We start from the raw sequence: 24,079 nt of genomic DNA, 5'->3' as shown, positions 1-24,079 counted from the left end.
TAGTCCTATTCATGGCGTTGTTATATAAATAATTGATTATTATCATTTTATTTTTTTGAAAATAATTGGCTGTTTTGAGTTGGCATCTCCTTTGCTAAGTAAAGGTCATAGCCCCAATGGTGGGGGCGACACCTGCTCGTAGTCGAGCAAACCGGACAAAGGCGTCTGTCGTGTGTGAGAAATCTCATATCGCGGCGACGCCTTTTTTATTTTCCGCTTCTTCGCATAGGACCACCCTCAATGATTACCAACAAAACGTTTGCTCCGAAGAAACTCTTGCTGGCGATGTCCGCAGCCTTGTCTGCGCTGACTTTTTCTACCAATCTGCTAGCTGCCGGCAGTTTGGAAAAAGAAGACTTGAAATTCGGTTTTATCAAGTTGACCGACATGGCGCCGTTAGCGGTAGCCGCTGAAAAAGGTTTTTTCGAACAGGAAGGTTTGTTTGTGCAATTAGAAGCTCAGGCGAACTGGAAAGTGTTGTTGGACCGCGTGATTAACGGCGAGCTGGACGGCGCGCATATGTTGGCAGGTCAGCCCTTGGGCGCGGCAATAGGTTTCGGCACCAAATCGGACGTCATCACCGCGTTCAGCATGGATTTAAACGGTAACGCCGTGACCGTTTCCAACGACATTTGGAATCAGATGAAAGCCCACATCCCTATGGAAGGCGGCAAACCTAAACACCCGATTAAAGCCGATTCGTTGAAACCCGTCGTCGAAAAATTCAAATCCGAAGGCAAGGCCTTCAATATGGGCATGGTGTTCCCGGTTTCCACCCACAACTACGAATTGCGCTATTGGTTGGCGGCCGGCGGTATCAAGCCCGGTTTTTACGCACCGCCGCAAGAAACCGTCGGCCAAATCAGCGCTGACGCGTTGTTGTCCGTGACTCCGCCGCCGCAAATGCCGGCAACCCTGGAAGCCGGAACCATCTACGGCTATTGCGTCGGCGAGCCTTGGAACCAACAAGCCGTTTTCAAAGGCATAGGCGTGCCGGTGGTCACCGACTACGAAATCTGGAAAGACAACCCGGAGAAAGTGTTCGGCGTGACCCAAGCTTGGGCGGATAAATATCCCAACACCCATAAAGCGGTGTTGAAGGCCTTGATCCGGGCGGCCATGTGGCTGGATGCCGAAAACAACAAAAATCGGATGGAAGCGGTCGAAATGTTGGCGCAACCGCAATACGTCGGTGCCGATGCCGAGGTGTTGGCCAACAGCATGACCGGTACCTTCGAATACGAAAAAGGCGACAAACGCCCGATGCCGGATTTCAATACGTTCTTTAGAAATAATGCGACCTATCCGTACTACAGCGACGCGATTTGGTACTTGACCCAAATGCGCCGTTGGGGACAAATCAACGAATTCAAACCCGACAATTGGTACATGGAAACCGCGAAAAAAGTCTATCGCCCGGACCTCTATATGGCGGCGGCTAAAGAACTGATCGCCGAAGGCAAAGCCAAAGCCGGCGATTTTCCGGCGGATTCCGAAACCGGCATCAAACCCCCGCAAAAAGAATTCATCGACGGCATCGTTTACGACGCCACCAAACCGAACGATTACCTGGCTAAATTCGCTATCGGCTTGAAAGGTAAACAAAAAGTAGTAGACGGCAAAGTCGTCGAATAACCAACTCTGGTGGGTGCTCGCGACAGGATGTCGGTTGGTGCAGGGATGCACTTTTTTCCCGCCTCGACATGTTTTTGGGTAAATCACTATGACTAACAAACTGATCAAATTCCTGACCATAACCGGCCTGACCTGGTTTGTGCCTTTGGTTAAAATCGCGGCCGGCGAAAACCCTGCGCAACAAATTCGGCAATTGTGGCTGATTATGGGGGTACCGCTGATCGCGTTCATGCTGTTTTTAGGCATGTGGAGCGTGTCGGCCGCCAAAGTCAACACCAGTTTAGGTACGATACCGGGACCGGTTGCCGTTTGGCACGAAGCGGGCGGACTGGTCGACGAGCATTATGTGGAAAAAGCCAAGGAAGAGGCTTTTTATCAACGCCAACAGGAACGCAATCAAGCCAAGCTGGCCGAGGATCCGAACGCCGAAGTCAAAATTCGCCCGTACACCGGCAAACCGACTTATTTGGACCAAATCGGCACCAGCTTGGAGACGGTATTTGCCGGGTTTCTGATTGCCAGTCTGATTGCGGTTCCGCTCGGCATTTTGTGCGGCATGAGCCCTGTCATCAATACCGCCATCAATCCCTTGATTCAGATTTTCAAACCGGTATCGCCGCTGGCCTGGTTGCCGATAATCACTTTGGTTGTTAGTGCGGTTTACGTGACGACCGACGATTCCTGGTTCGCCAAATCGTTTGTGACCTCGGCCATTACCGTCACGTTATGTTCGTTGTGGCCGACCTTGATCAACACTGCGGTCGGCGTTTCTTCTATCGACCGCGATTTGGTCAATGTCGGCAAGGTCTTACGCCTAGATTGGCCGACCCAGATCAAGCGGATTATTTTACCGTCGGCCCTGCCTTATATATTCACCGGCATGCGCTTGTCATTGGGGGTGGGTTGGATGGTGTTGATCGCCGCGGAGATGCTGGCGCAAAACCCCGGCTTAGGCAAATTCGTATGGGACGAATTTCAAAACGGCAGTTCCAGCTCGCTAGGACGCATCATGGTGGCGGTGTTCACCATAGGCATCATCGGCTTCGTCCTGGACCGCATCATGCACTCTCTGCAAGCCGTATTCTCGTTCAGCAAAATCTGAGGGACGCGCCATGACAGCAGCACCGGCAAAAGTAATCAATCTAGCTATGCATAAACAAGAATCGACCGTGAAACCGGCCCGGGACCTGCGCCCCTCGCTGATGCAATTGAACAATGTCTGTAAATCCTACGGCGAGGGAAAAGAGCGGGCGTCCGTGTTAAAAGACATCAATTTGGACATCAAGGAAGGTGAGTTCATTGCCATCGTCGGCTTTTCCGGTAGTGGAAAAACCACCTTGGTATCATTAATCGCCGGACTGATAGCAGCCGATCGCGGCGAAGTCTTGAAAAACGCTAAGCCGATCAGCGGGCCGGGTCCCGATCGCGGCGTGGTATTTCAAAACTATTCGTTGATGCCTTGGCTGACGGTATACGAGAACGTTGCCTTGGCGGTCGACGCGATTTTTAAAGATTGGACGCCGCGGCAACGCCGGGAACATACCGAAAAATACGTCAAGATGGTCAACCTGGGACGAGCCATGGACAAACGCCCGGCCGAATTGTCGGGCGGTATGCGGCAACGGGTGAACGTGGCCAGAGCCCTGGCGGCCAATCCGGATATTTTGTTGCTGGACGAACCCTTGAGCGCGTTGGATGCGTTGACCCGCGGTAACTTGCAGGACGAGATTCTGCAGATTTGGGATAAGGACAAAAAAACCGTCATTTTGATTACCAACGACGTCGACGAAGCCATTTATATGGCCGACCGGGTAATCCCGTTGAACCCCGGTCCGGACGCTACCTTCGGACCTAGCTTTTATATCGACATCGAACGGCCGCGCGACCGCACCGCCCTTAACCATAACGAAGAATTCAAGCGCCTGCGGGCGCAAATCACCCGCTATTTGATGGACATCGGCATGGAGAAAGCGGCCGAGACCAACGATCAGATCGCGCTGCCTAACGTCAGGCCCAACACCAGCAACGACTGGAAGTCGGACACCTCGGCCTTGAAACCGAGTCAGGAAGACTTGGGCAGACCGCGTTATCTGGAATTTTCGCAATTGTCTAAAATCTATCCGACCCCGGACGGCAACAGTACCGTAAAAGTGGTGGACGGCTTCGATTTGCGGATGAAAAAAGGCGAGTTCGTTTCGATTATCGGCCATTCCGGTTGCGGTAAATCGACAGTGCTGTCCATGACCGCCGGTTTAAACGAAATTTCCGAAGGCGGAATTATTTTGGACAACCGGGAGATTACCACCGCCGGCCCGGACCGAGGCGTGGTGTTTCAGGCGCCCAGTTTGTTTCCCTGGTTGACCGCGTTCGAGAACGTGATGTTGGGCGTGGACAAAGTCTATCCGCATGCGACTAAGGGCGAACGCATCGACATCGTCGAATATTATCTGACTCGGGTCGGTTTGGCCGACGCCATACACAAGAAAGCGGCCGACATGTCCAACGGCATGCGGCAGAGGGTTGGTATCGCCCGCGCTTTCGCACTGTCGCCCAAGTTGTTGCTGCTGGACGAACCGTTCGGCATGCTGGATTCGTTAACGCGTTGGGAACTGCAGGAAGTATTGATGGAGGTGTGGGAGCGTACCCACGTGACCGCCATCGTGGTGACCCACGACGTCGACGAAGCGATATTGCTGGCGGACCGGGTGGTGATGATGACCAACGGTCCGCGCGCCAAAATCGGCAAAATTCAACCAATCGATCTGCCTAGACCGCGCAGCCGTAAAGCCTTACTGGAACATCCCGATTATTACTACTACCGGGAAAGCTTGTTGACGTTCTTGAATGAATGCGACCACACACACTGATTTTTTTCGTTCTTACCAAGGGGGCCGTATGCCAAAACCACTCAAATCCTTACCCGGCCGATTAGGGCCGACTGCATTGTTGGCCATGCTGGCCGCCGGATCGGCGCAAGCCGATTTCACCAAGGAAGTGGAAGATGCCTTGAATTTTTACCATTACGGTAATAACGGTGCGATCAAAATGGATTTGAACTATCGCTGGGAAAACGTAGACCGCGACGCCGGCAAGGACCAAACCGCCAACGCCAATACCGCGCGCTTGCGTTTGGGCTTGTTGTCGCCGACCTTTTACGACTTGCAAGCCTATGCGGAATACGAAGGCAATTACGCGTTGCAAGAGGATTACAACAGCGTCGTTAACAAGAAAACCCAATATTCTACGGTGGTGGATCCGGACATCAGCGAATTGAACCAATTCTGGTTGAGTTACAAAGGCATAGCCGATACCTTAGTCAAAGTGGGCCGCCAGCGCATCAAATTCGACGACGACCGTTTTATCGGTAACGTCGGTTGGCGGCAAATGGAAATGACCTACGACTCCATCCTGGTCACCCATAAAAACCAAACCCTGTTCGGCTTGACGGTCAATGCCGGCTACATCGATCACGTACAAAATATTTTCGGTCAAACCGACGACATTAACGCGCCGATCTTGAACCTGAATTACAAAGTGGGCGATTGGGGCAATCTGATCGGTTACGGTTATTGGTTGGATTACCGGCAAAAAGAAAACTTCGGTAAGTCTTCGCAAACCTACGGCTTGCGTTTCGACGGTAAGTCGCCGCAGTTCTTCGATACCGTCAACGCCGTCTACACGGCCGAGTGGGGTAAGCAATCGGATTACGCGGACAATCCCAAGCACTATCAAGCGGACCGCATCAACTTGATGGCGGGCTTGAGCGCTTTCGGCTTGACCGCGTCCGGCGCGATCGAGCAACTGAACGGCTTTGGCGCCGGTAAAGCTTTCCAAACCCCGCTGGGCACCAACCATGCGTTCCAAGGTTGGGCGGACTTGTTCCTGGTGACCCCGGCCGACGGTATTCGCGACGTGTTCGCCACCGTCAGTTATAAAATGATGAACGACAGTCTGATCCTGACCGGGGTTTACCACGACTTTTCCGACGACACCGGAGTCGATCAATACGGTAAGGAATGGGATTTTTCGGTGTTGAAAAAATTCGGCAAACACTATTCGTTATTGGCTAAATACGCCAATTACAACGCCGATACATTCGGAACCGATACCCAGAAAATCTGGCTACAAGCCAACGTTAGTTTCTAGTTTGACTTTCCGCTGCCGTTCCAGCCAAGCGAAGGCCATTGATAGGGCCGGTTGAAACATTAAACCGGATTTTTGAAATTCACCAGTAACTTTCGGTTCTTCCGCTCAAAAAGGGTGGGCGCGGTTTTTTGCGCCCATGCGGATTGGCACCGGGTATTGAGATGCCGCCCCGGCGCCCGATAAAACCGTAACGCGCTTTGGGAGCGTTGCGGTTTTTCAAGGGATAAGACGGCGAGTGCCGATTGTCCGGGGAACCATAGTGTGTCCGGCTTGGTGGTTCAATCAATGGGGCGCGGTACCGGGGGTTGTGCCGCGTCGTTTGCCGAGTCTTGCGAACGTTGCAGCCAATAGTCGAGGATACCTTCCAGCCGCATCACGTCTATCGGCTTGGAAATGTAATCGTTCATGCCGGCGGCCAAACATTTTTCTTTATCGCCTTCCATCGCGTTGGCGGTCATCGCAATGATGGGCAGAGGATGGGCGTTTGCCAGCCGGGCTTCTTTGTGGCGAATTGCCGTGGTGGCTTGATAGCCGTCCAGGTTAGGCATTTGGCAGTCCATTAAAATTAAATCGTAAATCCCTAAGTCGAACGCCGCCACCGCTTTCTCGCCGTTGTCCACTACATCGACGATATAGCCCATTTTCTTCAACGCCATGCCGGCCAGACGTTGGTTGGCGATGTTGTCCTCCGCCAACAACAAGCGGCCTTTAGTGGTCGCATTCTCGGTTAGCTTTAACTTGAGTTTCGGCGCGGCTGCTACTTTCGGTCTTGCTTGGGCTTTCAGGCGGCGTTCGAATTCCACCCAAAACGTGCTGCCTTGGCCCTCTATGCTGACAAAGCCGATTTCGCCGTGCATGGCTTCGACCAGCCGTTTGGTAATGACCAGGCCGATGCCGGTGCCTTCGATGGTGCCGCGTTCTTTGCCAAGCCGGTCGAACGAATTGAATATCCGGTGCTGGCGGTCGCCGGGGATGCCGATGCCGGTATCTGTGACGTTGATCCGAATGTTGTGGCCGTTGAATTGGTGACTGAGGGTCACGTAGCCGTTGGGTTTGTTGTATTTGATTGCGTTCGACAAAAAGTTGACCAGCACTTGGCGCAAGCGGGAATAATCCGCTAGTACGCCGATGTTGTCTTCGATATCGATTTGATTGGACACGGTAACGTCGTGTTCGCAGGCCAGCGGGGAGACGATGGCTAGGCTGTCGGTCAACACGGATTTCACCGTGACGGTTTCGATGAACAGTTCGGTTTTGCCGGATTCGATGCGGGCCAGATCGATCAAATCGTTAACCAGCGATAACAGGTGATAGCCGGCGCGTTTGATTTCGTTGGCTTGATCGCGCACGTAATCCGAATGCTGGGTGTCCAGACTCAGCAGCTGCGAATAGCCGAGAATCGAGTTCAACGGTGTTCTAAGTTCGTGGCTCATGCTGGCTAAAAACTCCGATTTGGCGCGGCTGGCTTTTTCGGCTTGTTGCTTGGCGAGGGTGAGTTCGGTAACGTCGCTGATGATGCATTGCGCCGTATCGGCTTGAATCGCGGTAAAGGTCAATTGCAGGCAAATGGGGCGTTCGAGTAGTTTGACGGTATCGGTGACGGTTTGACCGGTTTTTAAACAGGTGTCCAGCGCAAGGTTCAGCTTTTCGGGATGATCGCAAGCTAAGGCGGTCAGGACTACGTTTTGACCTTGCAAGCCGGTCAGCCGCGCAAACGCCGGATTGTAAGAGCTGACGCTGCCGTGGCCGTCCAGTTGACAGATACCGGCGTCGGCATTATCGAAAATGGCGTGGTATTTCTTCTCGCCCGCTTCTCTTTGCCGGCGCAAGCTTTGTTCCGTTTTTACCGTAGACATCAAACGGCTGGCCAGAGCGTTGATGTCGTTGACCAGACTGCCGATTTCGTCGTCTTTATGTCCGGACGGAATCGCCAGCGTGTCGCCGGCGACCGCATCCATCGCGTGTAATTGGCCGGATACGCGTTTAATCGGTCTGATGATGATCAATGACACCATGGCTACGGCCACCAGGTTCAGTATCAACAGTCCGGCGATCAACAAGCCTTTTACGAAATAGACGTTACTTTGGGCGCGTTGATCTATTTCGACGAAATCGGGAATGATGGTGAGTTCGCCGACGGTCTGCTCCGGTGTGAATGGCGAAACGATGGCCCGTTTCAGCGGGGCCAAGGTTTCGGGAGGGGCTTGGGTAGGCGAAGTTCGAGACGCTTCGGCTAGAATTTCGCGGGTATCGCTGGTAATGATGGTGACGGCCGCGATTTCCCGGTTACTCAGCAAGCCTTGAACGACTTCCGCGGCCAAAGGTTTATCCGAGAGATAGCAAGCGATACTGGCAGTGCGCTCTACGGTATCGAGTAATTCGGTCAAACGGGTATGCGCTTGACGGTAGGACAATTCGGAAATAACCCACGACGCGGACAGAAAAAAGCCGCCGCAGGTCACTAACGAAGCCAATACTAGAATCAAAACGGTGCGGGCAAGTATGGTACGGGGTTTGAATACCGGCTTCATGGCATAGGCGGAGTGGGGAGTTCCAAGACGATTTTGATGCGTTTGTCGGTGCGCAAACGTTTGAGTGCGGCATCTAAATCCGCATAGCCTACGGCATTGGCGTTGTCGGCGACTTTGTCCAGCATGCGATCGGCAGTGTTGACGGCTTCGGGTGGCGACGTGCGTCCGGAAAATAACAAGCGCGCCCAATAAGCGTCAATCTCGGCCGGACTTTTGTTTACCAGGGCGCGATAAAACTGGGCTTTTTCCGGTGAGCCGGCGGGCAAGTCCAGCGGTAATGCGGCTTCGCCGTTTGGGAAACGCCGCAAACGGCCCATGTAGATATTGACGAGTTCTTCGCGCGCCAGCGCCGAGATGCCGGCTTCCGAGTTGACTATGACGGCGACATCCGCACAGACTGCATCGCAGGCTAAGCCGACCAAGGCAAAAACGATTGATTTCGGCAGTGTCACGGGCATGGAAGGCTTAGAATGCAAAGTCGAGGGCTAGCGACAACACCTGCATGCGTCCGTTCCAATCGCCGGATTCCCAGCGGTAGAGCAAACGGGAGTCCGGACTGCCTTGCATGACATCCCATTGCGCTTTTAAATCCATGCCCGGATAAAAGTCCCAGCGCAGTCCCAAGGTAAAGGTATGCTGATCCAGGCCGGTGCGAGCGATGGCGCTTTTCACCAAGACATCCAATCCGGCCGAGCCGGTCGAGTTTAGCCGGGCGGGAGTGGAACTGCTCCAGGATAAGCCGGCATAAGGGGTAAAGTCGCCCAGTCTATAACCGCCGAGCAAATAGCCCGATACGCTTTCTTGTAAAAAAGCGCTGTCCTGCTTGACGCCGCTGATCAGCAACTGGATTTGCAGCGGTCCTTCGTCGTAGATCAGACCGGCGGAAAAATGCCGCCCGGTGCTGTCCGCCGTGGCCAACGCATTGGCGGCTGCCAGCGCTCCGGGAGTGGGGGGGGTGCGCAGGACGTTTAGCAAGGTCTCGAACGAGCCGGGCAGATTGCGGCGGTTGTCGATTTGAAAATAGCCGAAGCGAAACTGCCAGCTACCGATGATGTAATCCAGGCTGCCGCCCAGAACCAAGGAGTTGTCGGATCTCCATGAGGGCGTCAGTTCCAGCGGGATTTTTTCATCGTTGAAACCGGCGAAAATTTTGCTGCGCAAGATACCGGAGCCTACAGGATAACTGAAGGAAGCGTCGACGCCGTCGAAGTAGTAATAGGGCACGCCGCCGTAGTAGTCTACCGAGGGGCGTATCGTGAGATTGGAATAACCGACCAAGCGCGAATCGGAGCGCATATAAAAATCCGTGCCTAAACGGCCGCCGCGCAAGTCCAAATCCGGACGCGGGGAATATCTGGCCAAAGCCCACATTAATTCGGGACGGTAGCTATCGTCGTAACGGTGCCGGCTGACCGCCTGGCTGACCAGTTCGAATTTTTCACCGAACTTCAGGTTGATTTGCCCGCCAATCAGAGAATCCACAGCCACCGACCATTGTCCTGCGGATGGCCCGCTGAGTTGAGTGACGTCCCGGATGAAATCGGCGTTGCCTTCCGGCACGTAAACCGTACCGCCGGTGCCGAAGGTGTGAAAAGAAAGCTGCGGAAGCTTCGGGTTGGCGTGAGCGTTAGACGTACCGATCAGACTGACGCAGCATAACATTGCCAACCGGTAGCGTCGCCAGTCTGCGCCGAGATTGGTAGCCGGGTTAAGTTGGCCTGGCGGGAGTCGTTGGAAATTGGCGGTCGGAAGCATGGTAGGCATTAACGATAACCCCATGAGTATATACGATGTCGTCCAACCCGGCGGTTTCTCATTGGGACCGGCAACCCGGACGCGGATGTGCTTTCGGGTGGACGCTGGATGGGCGGATTTGCTACAATTTTCCTCATTTTCGACGTTTAGCGCGTCGCTTCTCACGCATAATTTTTTACACTCACCCGGAGAATACTCTTATGGCAATTAAAGTTGCAATTAACGGTTATGGTCGCATCGGACGCAACGTGATGCGTGCATTGTACGAATCTGGTCGCACCAACGAAATTCAAGTCGTCGCGATCAACGACCTGGGTGACTCTAAAACCAACGCGCATCTGACCAAATACGATACCGTGCACGGCAAATTTCCGTTCGAGGTGTCCGTCGACGGCGATTACATCGTGATCAATGGCGATAAAATCCGGGTTTTCGCAGAAAGAGACCCTGCAAAGCTACCATGGGGCGAACTGGGTATCGACGTGGTGCACGAGTGCACCGGTTTCTTTACCAGTAAAGCCAAAGCCTCCGCCCATATCGCGGCCGGTGCCAAAAAAGTCATTATCTCCGCGCCTGGCGGTAACGATGTCGACGCCACCATTGTGTACGGCGTCAACCACCAAACCCTGAAAGCGTCCGATACCGTCATTTCCAACGCGTCCTGCACCACCAACTGCTTGGCACCTTTAGTTAAACCGTTGATGGACACTATCGGTGTTGATCACGGTTTGATGACTACCATTCACTCCTACACCAACGACCAAGTCTTGACCGACGTTTACCACAGCGACTTGCACCGGGCCCGTTCCGCTACTCAGTCGATGATCCCCACCAAAACCGGCGCTGCCGCGGCGGTAGGTTTGGTGTTGCCGGAAATGAAAGGCAAATTGGACGGTTTCGCGATGCGGGTACCCACCATCAACGTCTCCGTAGTGGATTTGTGCTTCCAAGCCTCGCGTAATACCAGCAAAGAAGAAATCGACAGCATTCTGAAAGAAGCGGCCGCCGGTTCCCTGAAAGGTATTTTGGCGGTCAACGAAGAGCCGTTGGTTTCCATGGATTTCAACCACAACCCGCATTCCTCCATCTACGAATTGGGCTTGACCAAAGTGACCGGCGGCAACTTCGTCAAAGTGTTGTCTTGGTACGACAACGAATGGGGTTTCTCAAACCGTATGTTGGATACGACTGTTGCATTGTTCAACGCTAAATAAAGGATTTACATGCTGTTACGAAGAACAAAAATCCTGGCTACGCTGGGACCTGCCACGGACAAGCCCGGTGTACTTGAGGACTTGTTCAAGGCCGGTATAGACGTTGTCAGGTTGAACTTCTCGCACGGTTCGGCGCAGGATCACATTAACCGCGCCAACCGTGTCAAAGAACTGAGTAAACAAACCGGCCGCAGGGTCGGCATCCTGGCCGATTTGCAAGGCCCGAAAATCCGCATCGAACGCTTCAAGGAAAACAAGGTTTGGCTGGAAGAAGGCCAGGCGTTTGCGTTGGACATCAATCTGGGCAAACTGGACGGCGACAATACCCAGGTCGGTATCAGTTACGAGCCGCTGGCGCGCGAAGTCAAACCCGGCACCCGCTTGTTGCTGGACGACGGACGGGTGGTGCTGGATGTGGTCAACGTCGAAAATAACACCCGCGTCAACACCACCGTGGTGGTGGGCGGCGATTTGTCCAACAACAAGGGTATCAACCTGTTGGGCGGGGGCCTGTCGGCGGCGGCTCTGACCGAAAAAGACAAGGAAGACATCAAAACCATCGCCATCATCAACGCGGATTACGTGGCGATTTCATTTCCCCGCACCGGTGCGGACATGAACGAAGCCCGTGCGCTGCTGGAAGCGGAAGGTTGCTATGCGGGTCTGGTCGCCAAGGTTGAACGGGCCGAAGCGATGGAAGTGATCGACGAAATCATCCTGGCGTCCGACGCCATCATGGTGGCGCGCGGCGATCTGGGGGTCGAAATCGGCGACGCCAACCTGCCGGCGGCGCAAAAATTGCTGATCCAGCGTTCGCGCGAGTTGAACAGGGTAGTGATCACGGCGACGCAGATGATGGAATCGATGATAGAAAACCCGATTCCGACCCGGGCCGAAGTGTTCGACGTCGCCAACGCCATCGTGGACGGCACCGATGCGATCATGCTATCGGCGGAAACCGCGTCCGGCAAGCATCCGGTCAAAACCGTGCAAGCCATGGTGCGAATCTGCCTGGAAACCGAAAAACAACCCAGCGTGACTCAATCCATGCACCGGATGACGGATAACTTCGCCCGTATCGACGAAGCGATTGCGATGTCGGCCATGTACATGGCCAACCATACCGAGATTGCCGGTATCGCCTCGCTGACCGAGTCAGGTTCCACGCCGTTATGGATGTCGCGAATCAGTTCCGATATTCCTATCTTTGCGTTCAGCAGTCATGAACGGACCCTGGGGCGGGTTACGCTCTATAAAGGGGTATTTCCTATTCCGTTTTCCCGGGAAGAGATGGCGTCTCCAAGCGTTACCCAATGTCTGATCACGGCGTTGAAAAAGCGCGGAGTGGTCAAGCCGGGTGATGCATTGATTCGAACCAAAGGCGATCTGACCGGCGCCAGTGGCGGAACCAACTCGCTAAAAGTCATCAAAGTCACCGAAGATTGAGTTTCCGGCACTGATTAACCGGTTTAGAGGGATGCCGCGTCAGCTGCATCCCTTTTTTGTGTCCGGCGTTTTCGAGGGTTTTATGCGGTTTCTAATTTCGCATAAGCCAGCATCAGCCATTTGATGCCGACATTGCGGAAATTGATTTGTACGCGTTCCTGTTCGCCCTCGCCCTCGGTTTGCAGCACCACGCCTTCGCCGAATTTTTCGTGTTTCACGCTTTGCCCCATGCGAAAGCGGCCGCCGGAAATGGCGGTTTTGCCGAGCGTAGAGTGGAATGCTGGAGCGGCGGGGCGGCTGACTTGGGCGCGCAAGCGGATTTCCTGCAGCGATTCCGGCGGAATTTCCCGTAAAAACCGAGACGGGGATGGGTAATTGTCTTTGCCGTATAAGCGCCGCGATTCGGCGTGGGTTAAATACAGTTGTTCCATGGCCCGGGTAATGCCTACGTAACATAAACGGCGTTCTTCCTGCAGCCGGCCGGGTTCGTCCACCGCTTGCTGGGACGGGAACAAGCCCTCTTCCATGCCGACCATAAACACCAGCTTGAATTCCAGGCCTTTTGCCGAATGCAACGTCATCAGCTGTACGCAGTCTTGGTCGGCTTCCGCCTGGTTTTCCCCGGCTTCCAACGCGGCATGGGTTAAAAACAAGTCGATTTCGCTGAGATTTTCGTCGTTTAAGCTATCGGCGTCGAACAGACGCGCCGCGTTGACCAGCTCCTCGAGATTTTCGACCCGCGCTTCGCCTTTATCCTGTTTTTCCTTTTGGTAGAGTTCTATCAAACCACTTTTCTCGACGACCAGCCGCACTGTTTCGTGTAGGGCCAAGCCGGCAATTTCGCCGGTCAGCTCCGTAATCAATTGCAGAAAACGTTTTAAAGCGCCGGCCGCGCGCGGTGGCAGACGATTCTCCGCAATCATCCGTTCCGCCGCTTGCCACAGCGACAGGTTGCCCGAACGCGCTAGTGTACGCATGTCGTCCAGCGTTTTCGCGCCGAGGCCGCGGGCGGGCGTATTGACCACCCGCTCGAACGAGGCATCGTCGTCCTTATGGCTGGCTAAGCGCAGATAAGCCAGGGCATTTTTTATTTCCATACGTTCGAAAAAACGCAAGCCGCCGTAAACCCGGTAAGGGATGCCGGTGGTCATCAAGCGTTCCTCGAATTGCCGGGATTGGGCATTGGAACGGTATAAAATGGCCGCTTCGCTACGCATGCCGCCGTCGTTGATCCATTGGCGAATTTTTTCGATGACGAAATAGGCTTCGTCTTGTTCGTTGAATGCCGAATACAGCGAGATTTTTTGGCCATCTCCGGCGTCCGTCCACAGTTCTTTACCCATGCGGGCGTCGTTGTTGGCGATCAGGGTATTGGCGGCTTTAAGAATGTGGCCGGTGGAACGGTAGTTTTGCTCCAGTCTGACCAGTTGGTGATCCGGGTAATGTTTGCGGAAGTTAAAAATGTTTTCGATTTTCGCGCCGCGCCAGCCGTAAATCGATTGATCGTCGTCGCCGACCACGAACAGATTGTTGTTACCCTCGGTCAACAGGCGCAGCCAGGCGTATTGTATGGTGTTGGTGTCCTGAAACTCGTCGACGTGCACGTGCTGGAAGCGCTGGCGGTAAAACTCCAGCAAGTCCGGGTTGTCGCGCAGGACTTCGTGCGCTCTTAGCAGCAGCTCGGCAAAATCGACCAGACCCGAACGTTCGCATAACTCCTCGTAGGCTTTATATAAGGACAGCATCTGTTGCTGAAAGAAATCGGCGCTGTCGTGCATATGACGAGCGCGCACGCCTTCTTCTTTCTGAGCGTTGATAAACCATTGCACCTGTTTGGCCGGCCATTTGCTATCGTCGATATTCAAGGTTTTCAATAGGCGTTTGACGATGCGCAGCTGATCGTCGCTATCCATGACTTGAAAATTATCGGGCAAGCGGGCTTGCCGGGTGTGTTGCCGTAACAAGCGGTGTGCCAAGCCGTGAAACGTGCCTATCCACATGGTGCGAGCGGAAATCTGCAGCAACTCTTCGATACGGCTGCGCATTTCGTTGGCGGCTTTGTTGGTGAAGGTGACTGCCAACAAGTGGTAGGGAGATAGTTGGTTGATTTTGATGTGCCAGGCGATGCGGTGTACCAATACCCGCGTTTTGCCGCTACCGGCGCCGGCCAGCACCAACATAGCTTGATTCGGAGCGGAAACGGCTTGGCGTTGGGCGTCGTTTAACGGGGCAATGATGCTGGAAACGTCCATTTCTATTGAGAGAATTCTATGAGCTGTGTATATTTGCGACTCTTGGCCGGAGAGCTTTGAATCGGGATATGTAACAAAAAATAAAACAGAGAGGGTCGAAAATGAATTTTGATTATAAACGCTTGACCAAATTCGAGTACAACATTGGCGGCAAAGACAAAAAAATTCGCATGGCAGCCGGTATCGTGCTGTTTGCCGTGTCCTTGTTTACCGCTAAAGTCTTACTGTTAATAGTGGGGTGCGCGCTGATTGCTACCAGCTTTTTCGGATGGTGTCCGGTTTATTCCGGATTCGCTAAAAATACCCTTGATCCCGAGGGTACAAGCGCTGCCGAATCGGCAGCCGAAGACAGTAGCGATACGCATTAATCGCATATTACCCTTGTCCCTGCTGCAAGCCCGTTGCGGCAGGGGCCGCTTCGAATTAGCGTCCCCCCGCTTGGCGGGACGTTGTCAACAAGTCTAGCAGCCTGTCTTTCTTTGCCGGTTCCTACCTCTTCATTCGTTTCAGGTTATCGCTGCTCCGAGATAGGCTGGAGCACCCGCTGAATATTTACGCCGCTTTACACTCAAATAACCGATTAATTTCGGGGATGTAAGAAGTAGGGCTTTCCGCATTTAAATTTCGGCAGTGGTGGGGTATTTGGCAGAGTTTTTGACGGTAGCAGGCTGTCACTAAGCCTGCGAGGCCGTATTCACTGCGCTTTCCGACAGATGCGGCGTTGCCGAATTACGAAGTGCTGAGAAGGGGGTATATGTATTTAAACTATGTTATTTAACTGATTTTAATTGAGCCATATCACTCATTTTTGTCGCGTTAGTCTTGTGTGTTATTTTGTTTCCATTTGTAAAACAGTTAATTAACATCTGGCATTTTTACTGCTGTAATCCCTAGTAGTCTTGTCACACTAGAGGATTAACATATGACGCAAGAACTGGTCGCTTCGAACTTAGCCGCTGCCGATTCCATGGGTACCGGCGCTTTATTACTCGGTGCGGGGCTGGCATTGACATCGATGATTTTAGTCCCGGCAATCGCCATGCGTCTGGGCTTGAGCGCTAGCTTGACCGGTGCCTTACGCATAGCGTTGATGAAAGCGTCCAGCAGGGCGGTGGCCAAATCCACGGCCGGTAATTTGGAACAAAAGCTATTGCGATAATAGAGTCGAGGCTACGTGAATTTCGAAACCGTCCGAATGGGGGCCTAAATGGTCCGCTCGGTTGTGTTGTTATTCAGGAAGGCTATAATGCGGCTGGAACGCTCTGGTTTTCCGGCTACTGTAAGTATTTCGAATAATTTGGCGATGAGTGATAGCAAAAAGCAGTGCGACTTGTGCGGGTTGAATGTGGAAGTCGATGGGTTTGAATTAAAAACCGTCGAAGGAGAAAAATGCTTTTGTTGCGAAGGCTGCAAAGGCATTTATCTGATGCTGCACGAGGAACAAATTATTCAAGAACAAGCGGGTAGCGAAAACTCTCCTGACAACAACTCCTGAGTATAGGTCTATATGGCACACAATCACGATTCCAAAAACATATCTATGGGTAAACAAGTCATGGCCGGCACCTTGGCAACGGCCACGGTATCTACCGGCAGCAAACTGATGGGCAAAGCCGCGAAACACCCGGCGTTAGTCTTCGGCTTGGGCGTGATAGCCGGTTGCTTGGTCTATAAATATCGTAAAGAAATCATTGCCAAAGCCAGCAAGACCATAGACGCCGGTAAGGATTTCGTCCTACACCAAAAAGAAAATCTGGAAGACATCGTTGCCGAAGCCAAGGAAGACTGATTAAGTTCGATTCGATCGTATTGATTCGCAATGTAGTTCTACCGGACGGGCGTATCTGAAATCAGGTTCGCCCGTCTTGCATTTCCGGTGTAGGGAATATGGCAATCCAAAAAGAATTCGTACTGCGCTACCGAGGGAGCGGGCATGTTCGTTTCCAAGTTCCTGCGCGCGCCACTCAAGCCAATGTTGTTCAGCTTATTACCGATAAGCTATGCGGTTTCGACGGTGTTTATCAAGTTAAACTGTTTCGCCGTTCCGCGAAGCTGGTTATTCGTTACGATGAAAAGCGTTGTAATTTCATTCAGTTGGCACGGCAACTCTCCGCCGCATTGACCGATCTGGAGCAGCAGGGTTGGTTTGATCCGCGTGCAGTCGTTCAATTGCAAAATAAATCCCGCTTCAACCTGAAATCCAAACTTAAAAACAGCCGGGTCAACCGCTGGTTGCACGCTAAAATCGTAGCCGCGCAAGAAACGGCGCAAGCCGCCAGAGTGCTTGGTAAAATCGGTACCCGGGGGCCTAAAGCCTTATTTAAAGACCCGGAAAAAGCGGTCATCGATTTTTTGAACGACATTTTGGTGTTGTACCTGATCAAAGTTCACTGGAACCGCATCACCCAACAATGGCTGGTCAAACCTATCGCCCACCGTTACGAATGGTTAGCGACTTTCTACATGTTCTTCTTGTTAGTTCGTTCGCGTAGGCCCAAATAACCCATCATCTTTCGATTCGCCGCTGCTATAGCGGCGACAGCACGCAGGTTTTCGTTTAGAGGACGTTCATGGAATCCGCTCAGACCGATTTCAAACATTTTCGCGTTATGCATCAACTGCGCAACCGATTGCGCATTGTCACGCCGGTTTTGAAAAACGATCCGGAGCGCGGATACATCTTCGAGATTTTGCTGAAAAAACGCCCCGAGATTAGCGGCGTGCGTTCGGTGTTCGGCATCGGCTCGGTAGTGATTCAATTCGATTCAGGCCGCTTGCCGGTCAAAAATTTGTTGATCATGTTGGATGCGGTGTTGGGAAACATCGCTAAAAAGCAAGCGGTAGCCAGGAAAAACAAGCGAAAGACTTTCGACGGGCCGGTGCAGGACATCGATTTGGCGGTAGAAGGCATGAGTTGCGCCTCCTGTGCGCTATTGATAGAAATGGTGTTGAACCGGGATGAGCGGGTAAAAAATGCCAGCGTTAATTTCGCGACTCAATCGGTTAGCGTACAAGGTAACCTCAGTAAGTCCGACGTCGTGGAGCACATCGAGAAATTGGGGTACAGCGCCGTTTTCGTGGATACCTTGTCGCAGCGCAAGAGGTTAATCGAAAAGGAGCGGCAGCGAATTGACGTAGCCCGGCGTCGATTTGCATCCGCAGGGCTGATGACGCTGCCGGTGGTCGGTATTGCCATGTCCATGCGGATATCGACCTGGATGCGCTGGCTGCAATTCGCCTTGACCACCCCGGTTGTATTCGGTGCAGGCGCGCAGTTTTTCGGCAAAGCATATCGTCTGTTCAAACAGCACGCCGCGAACATGGATACCTTGATTGCCTTAGGCGTGGGGGCGGCCTACGGATACAGTCTGCCCGCCTTGTTTCGCCGGCAAGGCCATATTTACTTCGAAGCGGCTTCGGCGATTATCACCTTCGTATTGTTGGGTCGATTTTTGGAGGAAAGGGCCAAGGGCAAGGCCGGAGAAGCGATTCGCCGATTGGTGGACTTGCAGCCGCAAACCGCTACGTTGCTGAGGGAAGGCAAGGAAATCGTCGTCGATGTCGATGATATTGCGGTAGGCGATTTGATGTTGGTGCGTCCCGGCGAGCGGATCCCGACCGACGGTGCGGTGGTATTCGGGTTGTCCACGGTGGACGAAGCGATGGTGACCGGCGAAAGCATGCCCGTTGTGAAAAACGTCGGCGATACCGTAATCGGCGGTTGCGTGAACGGTAACGGGGTATTGCAGGTGGAAGCGACTGCGGTGGGGATGGATACCGTGCTGGCCGGCATTGTTCACATGGTGGATCAGGCGCAAGCGGCTAAGCTGCCGATTCAAAAACAAGTCGACAAAATTTCGGCGGTGTTCGTGCCGGCGGTGATGGGGATTGCCGGGGCGACTTTGACCGGTTGGTTGCTTAGCGGTGCGCCGTTTGCGGTAGCATTCGGCAATGCGATCACGGTGTTATTGATTGCCTGCCCGTGTGCTTTGGGTCTGGCGACGCCGGCGGCGATCATGGTCGGCACCGGACAAGCCGCGAAAAAAGGCGTGTATATCCGCAACGGCGAGAGTCTGGAAATTGCAAGCAAGCTGAATGCCATCGTCTTCGATAAGACCGGAACCATTACCGAAGGCAGGCCCAAGGTCAGCGCGGTGTACAACGTTTCGGCGTTTGCGGATTATAAAATCGTCGAATTGGCCGCTTCGGCGGAATACGGATCGGAGCATTTTCTCGGCAAGGCTATCGTCGAATTCGCTCGGCAGGGTAATGTCGAGTTGCAAACCTGCAATTATTTTTACAGCGAAACCGGCCGGGGGATAAGAGCGGAAGTGGATGGCTACAAGCTACTGTTAGGCAATCGGCAATGGATGCTCGGCCAACAGGTCGAGCTTGCCGTACTGGAGGAGCAGGCCGAATGTTATGCCGGTCAGGGCAAAACCCCGGTTTTCATGGCGGTGAACGGTGAAGCGGCGGCCATTTTTGCCATTGCGGACGATGCGCGTAGCGAAGCGGCTGCCGCTATCAAACGTTTGCACGATAGAGGTATACAAACTTTGATGGTGACCGGCGACACCGAAAAAACCGCGTATTACATTGCCGATAAAGTAGGTATTACCGATGTCGTGGCCAATGCCAAGCCGGAAGAAAAACTGCAAATCATTCAGCAACTGCAAATGCAAGGCAAACATGTCGGCATGATAGGCGACGGCATCAACGACGCACCGGCCTTGGCCGCGGCAAACGTCGGTTTTGCGATAGGTAGCGGTACCGACGTGGCCATAGAGTCGGCCGATTTGACTTTGGTGCACGGCGACATTTCCCGGGTGACCGATACCATAGAATTGAGTGCCTTTACGATTCGAGTCATCAAGCAAAACCTGTTTTGGGCTTTTGGCTACAACACCATCGCCATTCCGGTTGCGGCCTTAGGTAAATTGAATCCCATGATCGCTTCCGCCGCGATGGCGGCGAGTTCGGTTTCGGTTATCGTTAATTCTTTGCGGTTGAGTAAGTAAATGGAAAACTCTATGGCGGGTATGGATCACTCCATGCACGGCGATCATATGAACCATGCCATGCACGGCATGACGGAATTGGCCGCGGCTACCGGGTTCGATTATTCTTTGGCGTTTATCGCCGGCTTTTTGGGCAGCGGGCATTGTTTAGGCATGTGCGGCGCGCTGGTTTCCGGTTATTTCATGAAGTCGGGCGCCAACAGAAGTTATCTGCCTTATCTGGCTTATCAAGTCAGCCGGATCAGCGTGTATACCGCGGTGGGCGTGTTAGCCGCCACCTTGGGGGTGGTGTTGGTGTCCAGCGGTTTGTTCGGCAAGTTGCAAAGCATTCTGCAAATGCTTATAGGCGCGATAGTGATCTTGTTGGCGATGGGCATACTCGGCTGGATTCCGTTTCAAGGCTCGATACGTTTGATACCCATGCAGTTGTGGCGCAAAGGCTATGTTTCGGCCAGTCAAAAAGGGCCGATCGCAGGTGCCGGGATTGCCGGTTTGCTAAACGGCCTGATGCCTTGCCCGTTGACGTTTGCGATGGCCGTGAAAGCCACCAGCGCTACCAGTTTGTGGGAAGGGGGAGCGCTGATGTTGACCTTTGGTGCCGGTACCTTGCCGATGATGCTGTTTATCAGTATCGCCTTCGGCAAGATTAGCGCCAAATTGCGCGGGCTCATGCTGAAGTTCGCGGCGCTGATCATGATGTTCATGGGATTGAATACCTTGCATAAAGGCATGGCTTTTTTTTCCGACCAAGACTTTCGCCACAGTACGTTTCTGAATTGGGTCAAAGGGCAGTTGGACGCTTTAGATGCCTTTCTGGCTCAAATCATGGATTACATCGCCGGTATGATCGCAACGTTGCAGGCGATGTGATGAGCGTTAACTGAGCCGTTTTGACGAATATCTTACTCATCGGTTGCGGCGACATCGGCCTTGCGCTGGCAAATGCGTTAGCCGCTCGCGGCTACCGGGTCACGGCGGTAAAACGCAGCCCTCTTAAGGTCCCCGTCGATTTTTCCGTGCTGTTAGCCGACATTTGCCGTCCGGCATCCATCCAACGTCTACCGACCGACTTTCGGCTGGTGATTTACGTAGTGGCGCCCGATCAGCGAGACGACGAGACGTATCGCGCTTTGTACTACGCCGCTGTCGACAATGTGTTGCAGCATTTTGCCCGCTTCGACCGCAAGCCCAAGTGGTTGTTCGTTTCTTCCACCAGCGTTTACGGGCAAAACCACGGGGAATGGGTCGACGAAAAAAGTCCCGCCCAGCCCGCTTCCGCGACGGGGCGTTGCTTGCTTGCCGCCGAGAATTTGTTGTATCAGGATAGCGATAAACACTGCGTGGTCAGATTTTCCGGGATTTACGGGCCGGGGAGGAATCGTTTAGCGCATCGAGCGGCTGGCGCGGACGCGGTGCAATATCAACCGGCTTACTTCAGCAATAGAATTCATCGCGACGATTGTGTCGGGGTGTTGCTGTTTTTAAGCGAAAAATTGCTGGCGGGCGATTTGCTGCAGTCATGCTATTTAGCTAGCGACGATGAGCCGGCCCCGATTTGGGACGTGCTCTGTTGGATAGCGGACCTCAACGGTTACCCGCGGCCTCAAGCTCTGGAATTAGCGGTAGGTTCCGCGCAAAACAAGCGTTGTTCGAATCGGCGGTTACGCGAGTTGGGTTATCGATTTCTCTACCCGAGTTATAAAGACGGGTACCGTTAAGCGCGCCTGCAAGGTTTGTTCAATTTGTGTCAGTTTATATAGCATATTGATTTTAAATAATAACTCATCCTAGCGAGCAGATTGTCTACATGTTTATCCACAGTTATTGTGGATATGTGCGGGAATATTTTCGGTTATATGGATAAAAACGCGTTGCCGTGGCTTGCTTGTTACCGGCGTTAAGTTGTATAAAAAGTGATCAATTTGTAGCAAGTAATTGATAAATATATGACTTTTTGCATTTGTTTCAGTTTTTCTACAGTGTTATCCACAGAAAATGGGGATAAGTCGCAATCTCTTGTATATCGTCAAATTACAGCTCCGCTACGCAGAAAATTCGTGGACGCGGCAATAGATTTAGAAGTTGGCGCAAGTTTGAACAATTGTGTAATTATATGATATTTAATAACAAACTGTGTTATTTTACATGTTGTCTACAATTTTATACACAGAATATGGGGATAAAAGCGGATATCTAACTCAATGTTGTTGAAAAGTAATGCCGCGATCTCATAGCCACCTCCGAATTGTTACTCCGTATGTCTTCAGAATCCAGCAAAAGCCGCTTTCAACGTTCCGCCGACGCCCCAGACCTGCCGACCGGTACTTTTCGTTTCGTTTTATATTGCTTAAAGCGGTTTAAGTGGCTGGTGCTAGCCATGATGGTATTGGAGGCGGGCCAGGCCGCCGGTAGCATTTTGGTGCCCTATGCGATAAAAGCGCTGATGGACGCCGTATCAGAACACAGCGTAAGCAACTTGTCTTGGCAGGCATTCGAAAAACCGCTGTTATTGCTGGTCGCTCTGAACATTGCGGAAATTCTGTTCAGTCGAGCCAGCGGTGCGTTGTTGATAGTCATAGGGCCGCGCTTGCGGCAACGGACTAACCAGTTGCTATACGCCTATCTGCAGCAGCATTCCCCACGCTATTTTGCCGATCACTTTGCCGGGAGCTTGGCGCATAGGATTAGCGAAACCGCCATGAGCGTCAATCACACCACCTGGTCGGTGTTGTGCGATTTTTGGCCGATCGCGGTAACCTTTGCGGTTTCTATCGTGTTGTTGTTTCAAGCCCACAGCGAATTGGGCTGGTTCGTGGCGGGATGGGTGTTGTTATATGTGTTGCTGTCCTATTGGCTGGCGACTCGCTGCCAGCCTTATGCGCAAAATTATGCCGCGACCCGTAGTTTGGTGAACGGCAAGATAGTCGATGCGGTAACCAATATGTTGAACGCCAAATTGTTCGCCCGCTTGGACTACGAGCGCGAATACCTGAACGGCTATCTGGAAACCGAAGTGAAACAAGGGCGGCGCACGTTCTGGTACATGGAACGGGTACGTTGGTTTCAATTCACCGCCGCTGCCGTGCTGAAAATCGGTGCGACCGCTTATGCATTATGGCTTTGGCAACGCGGGCAAATCGGCACCGGCGATTTCGCCATGTGCGCCAGCTTGGCGCTGTTGATCATCGGCGACGCCCGCAACCTGACGCGGCGATTTTTGGAGTTTTTCGAATATATCGGTAACGTGGCTAACGGCGTCGATACCATCGTCAAATCTCACGAAATCGTAGACGTTCCCGACGCCAGGCCTTTGCAGATCAAGCAAGGCCGCATCGAGTTTCGCGATGTCAGTTTCGCTTATCAGCCCGATAGGCCGGTGTTCAATCGATTGAATGTTTGTGTGGAGGCCGGTCAGCGCGTGGGTTTGGTCGGATTTTCCGGTTCCGGGAAATCGACGTTCGTGAATTTGATTTTGCGTAACTACGAGCCGCAAAGCGGGCAAATTCTGATAGACGGTCAGGACATAGGCAAAGCCACGCAAGCGTCGCTACACGGGCAAGTGAGCCTGATTCCGCAAGATCCCAGCTTATTTCACAGAAGCTTGCGCGAGAATATCGCTTACGGACGCTTGGATGCCGAGGACGACGAGATCGAACGGGCAAGCCGTTTGGCTAACGCCCAGGAATTTATTGCGGCGATGCCCGATGGTTATCAGGCGCTGGTTGGAGAAAGAGGCGTCAAATTGTCGGGCGGCCAGCGCCAGCGGATTGCAATCGCCCGGGTTATGTTGAAGGACGCGCCGATTTTAATTTTGGACGAAGCGACCTCCAGCCTGGATTCGGTAACCGAGAAAGCCATACAGGATAATCTGGACCGCGCCATGGGGCGTAAAACGGTGATCGCGATTGCGCACCGGTTGTCGACCATCGCGCATCTGGACCGGATTTTGGTATTCGACCAAGGCCAAATCGTCGAAGATGGCAGTCACGAGCAGTTATTGGCTAAACGCGGGTATTATTTTCGCTTGTGGACTATGCAAGCCGGCGGTTTCTTGCCGGAAATGCCGGCAGAGCAAACCTGAG

The 24,079-nt window shown here is 53.0% G+C and carries 19 protein-coding genes; 15 read left to right on the top strand and 4 right to left on the bottom strand.

Annotated elements, in window-relative coordinates; all coding sequences use genetic code 11:
• Positions 1-240: 240 nt before the first annotated feature.
• From F1E05_RS12775 to F1E05_RS12760, 4 genes are all read left to right on the top strand, one after another.
• Entirely contained in the window at positions 241-1,635 is a 1,395-nt protein-coding gene (locus F1E05_RS12775) for a CmpA/NrtA family ABC transporter substrate-binding protein (RefSeq protein WP_150049038.1), read from the top strand.
• 88 nt (positions 1,636-1,723) lie between these two features.
• Positions 1,724-2,737 (top strand): ABC transporter permease, encoded by a 1,014-nt coding sequence (locus tag F1E05_RS12770; RefSeq protein WP_150049036.1) that lies wholly within the window; start codon positions 1,724-1,726, stop codon positions 2,735-2,737.
• Between the two features lie 10 nt (positions 2,738-2,747).
• Entirely contained in the window at positions 2,748-4,502 is a 1,755-nt protein-coding gene (locus F1E05_RS12765) for an ABC transporter ATP-binding protein (protein ID WP_150049034.1), read from the top strand.
• 28 nt (positions 4,503-4,530) lie between these two features.
• Positions 4,531-5,781 (top strand): alginate export family protein, encoded by a 1,251-nt coding sequence (locus F1E05_RS12760; protein WP_150049032.1) that lies wholly within the window; start codon positions 4,531-4,533, stop codon positions 5,779-5,781.
• 278 nt (positions 5,782-6,059) lie between these two features.
• Here F1E05_RS12760 and F1E05_RS12755 read toward each other — a convergent pair whose 3' ends face one another.
• From F1E05_RS12755 to F1E05_RS12745, 3 genes are read right to left on the bottom strand one after another with little or no spacing between them, the layout of a single operon-like run.
• Entirely contained in the window at positions 6,060-8,312 is a 2,253-nt protein-coding gene (locus F1E05_RS12755) for an ATP-binding protein (RefSeq protein ID WP_150049030.1), read from the bottom strand.
• A complete protein-coding gene (locus F1E05_RS12750; protein ID WP_150049028.1) occupies positions 8,309-8,764 on the bottom strand; it encodes a hypothetical protein in 456 nt (151 codons plus the stop codon). The genes F1E05_RS12755 and F1E05_RS12750 overlap by 4 nt, the downstream gene beginning before the upstream one ends.
• 13 nt (positions 8,765-8,777) lie before the next feature.
• Entirely contained in the window at positions 8,778-10,076 is a 1,299-nt protein-coding gene (locus tag F1E05_RS12745) for a hypothetical protein (protein ID WP_150049026.1), read from the bottom strand.
• A gap of 191 nt (positions 10,077-10,267) precedes the next feature.
• Between F1E05_RS12745 and gap the strand changes: the two genes are divergently transcribed.
• Positions 10,268-11,281 carry a type I glyceraldehyde-3-phosphate dehydrogenase gene (gene gap, locus F1E05_RS12740; RefSeq protein ID WP_150049024.1) on the top strand — a complete coding sequence of 338 codons (1,014 nt, stop codon included), beginning with the start codon at positions 10,268-10,270 and terminating at the stop codon, positions 11,279-11,281.
• A gap of 9 nt (positions 11,282-11,290) precedes the next feature.
• Positions 11,291-12,727: a pyruvate kinase gene (gene pyk / locus F1E05_RS12735; RefSeq protein ID WP_150049022.1), complete on the top strand. Its 1,437-nt coding sequence runs from the start codon at positions 11,291-11,293 to the stop codon at positions 12,725-12,727.
• An 80-nt stretch (positions 12,728-12,807) separates the two neighbouring features.
• Here pyk and uvrD read toward each other — a convergent pair whose 3' ends face one another.
• The gene (gene uvrD, locus F1E05_RS12730) at positions 12,808-14,979 is read right to left on the bottom strand and encodes a DNA helicase II (RefSeq protein WP_150049020.1); all 2,172 of its coding nucleotides are present in this window, start codon (positions 14,977-14,979) and stop codon (positions 12,808-12,810) included.
• A 101-nt stretch (positions 14,980-15,080) separates the two neighbouring features.
• Here uvrD and F1E05_RS12725 point away from each other — a divergent pair, with 101 nt between their 5' ends.
• From F1E05_RS12725 to F1E05_RS12685, 9 genes are all read left to right on the top strand, one after another.
• A complete protein-coding gene (locus tag F1E05_RS12725; protein ID WP_150049018.1) occupies positions 15,081-15,347 on the top strand; it encodes a YgaP family membrane protein in 267 nt (88 codons plus the stop codon).
• Between the two features lie 554 nt (positions 15,348-15,901).
• Positions 15,902-16,138 carry a hypothetical protein gene (locus F1E05_RS12720; protein ID WP_150049016.1) on the top strand — a complete coding sequence of 79 codons (237 nt, stop codon included), beginning with the start codon at positions 15,902-15,904 and terminating at the stop codon, positions 16,136-16,138.
• Between the two features lie 87 nt (positions 16,139-16,225).
• The gene (locus F1E05_RS12715; RefSeq protein WP_332095485.1) at positions 16,226-16,474 is read left to right on the top strand and encodes a metal-binding protein; all 249 of its coding nucleotides are present in this window, start codon (positions 16,226-16,228) and stop codon (positions 16,472-16,474) included.
• 45 nt (positions 16,475-16,519) lie between these two features.
• Positions 16,520-16,768: a hypothetical protein gene (locus F1E05_RS12710; protein WP_232056648.1), complete on the top strand. Its 249-nt coding sequence runs from the start codon at positions 16,520-16,522 to the stop codon at positions 16,766-16,768.
• Between the two features lie 98 nt (positions 16,769-16,866).
• Positions 16,867-17,481, top strand: coding sequence for a hypothetical protein (locus tag F1E05_RS12705; protein WP_150049013.1), 615 nt, complete (start codon positions 16,867-16,869; stop codon positions 17,479-17,481).
• Positions 17,482-17,549: 68 nt separating this feature from the next.
• Complete coding sequence (locus F1E05_RS12700; protein ID WP_150049011.1) at positions 17,550-19,997, top strand: heavy metal translocating P-type ATPase; 2,448 nt, start codon at positions 17,550-17,552, stop codon at positions 19,995-19,997.
• A complete protein-coding gene (locus F1E05_RS12695; RefSeq protein ID WP_232056647.1) occupies positions 19,998-20,867 on the top strand; it encodes a sulfite exporter TauE/SafE family protein in 870 nt (289 codons plus the stop codon). It begins immediately after the preceding gene.
• Positions 20,868-20,887: 20 nt separating this feature from the next.
• Positions 20,888-21,715: an NAD-dependent epimerase/dehydratase family protein gene (locus F1E05_RS12690; RefSeq protein WP_150049009.1), complete on the top strand. Its 828-nt coding sequence runs from the start codon at positions 20,888-20,890 to the stop codon at positions 21,713-21,715.
• Positions 21,716-22,254: 539 nt separating this feature from the next.
• Positions 22,255-24,078: an ABC transporter ATP-binding protein gene (locus tag F1E05_RS12685; RefSeq protein WP_150049007.1), complete on the top strand. Its 1,824-nt coding sequence runs from the start codon at positions 22,255-22,257 to the stop codon at positions 24,076-24,078.
• Position 24,079: the final 1 nt, after the last annotated feature.

Origin of the sequence: Methylomonas rhizoryzae, from assembly GCF_008632455.1 — a bacterium.
In the GTDB taxonomy this organism is placed as follows: Bacteria; Pseudomonadota; Gammaproteobacteria; order Methylococcales; family Methylomonadaceae; genus Methylomonas; species Methylomonas rhizoryzae.
The sequence above is the reverse complement of the archived record's forward strand: the minus strand, read 5'-3'. Positions and strand labels throughout refer to the sequence as shown.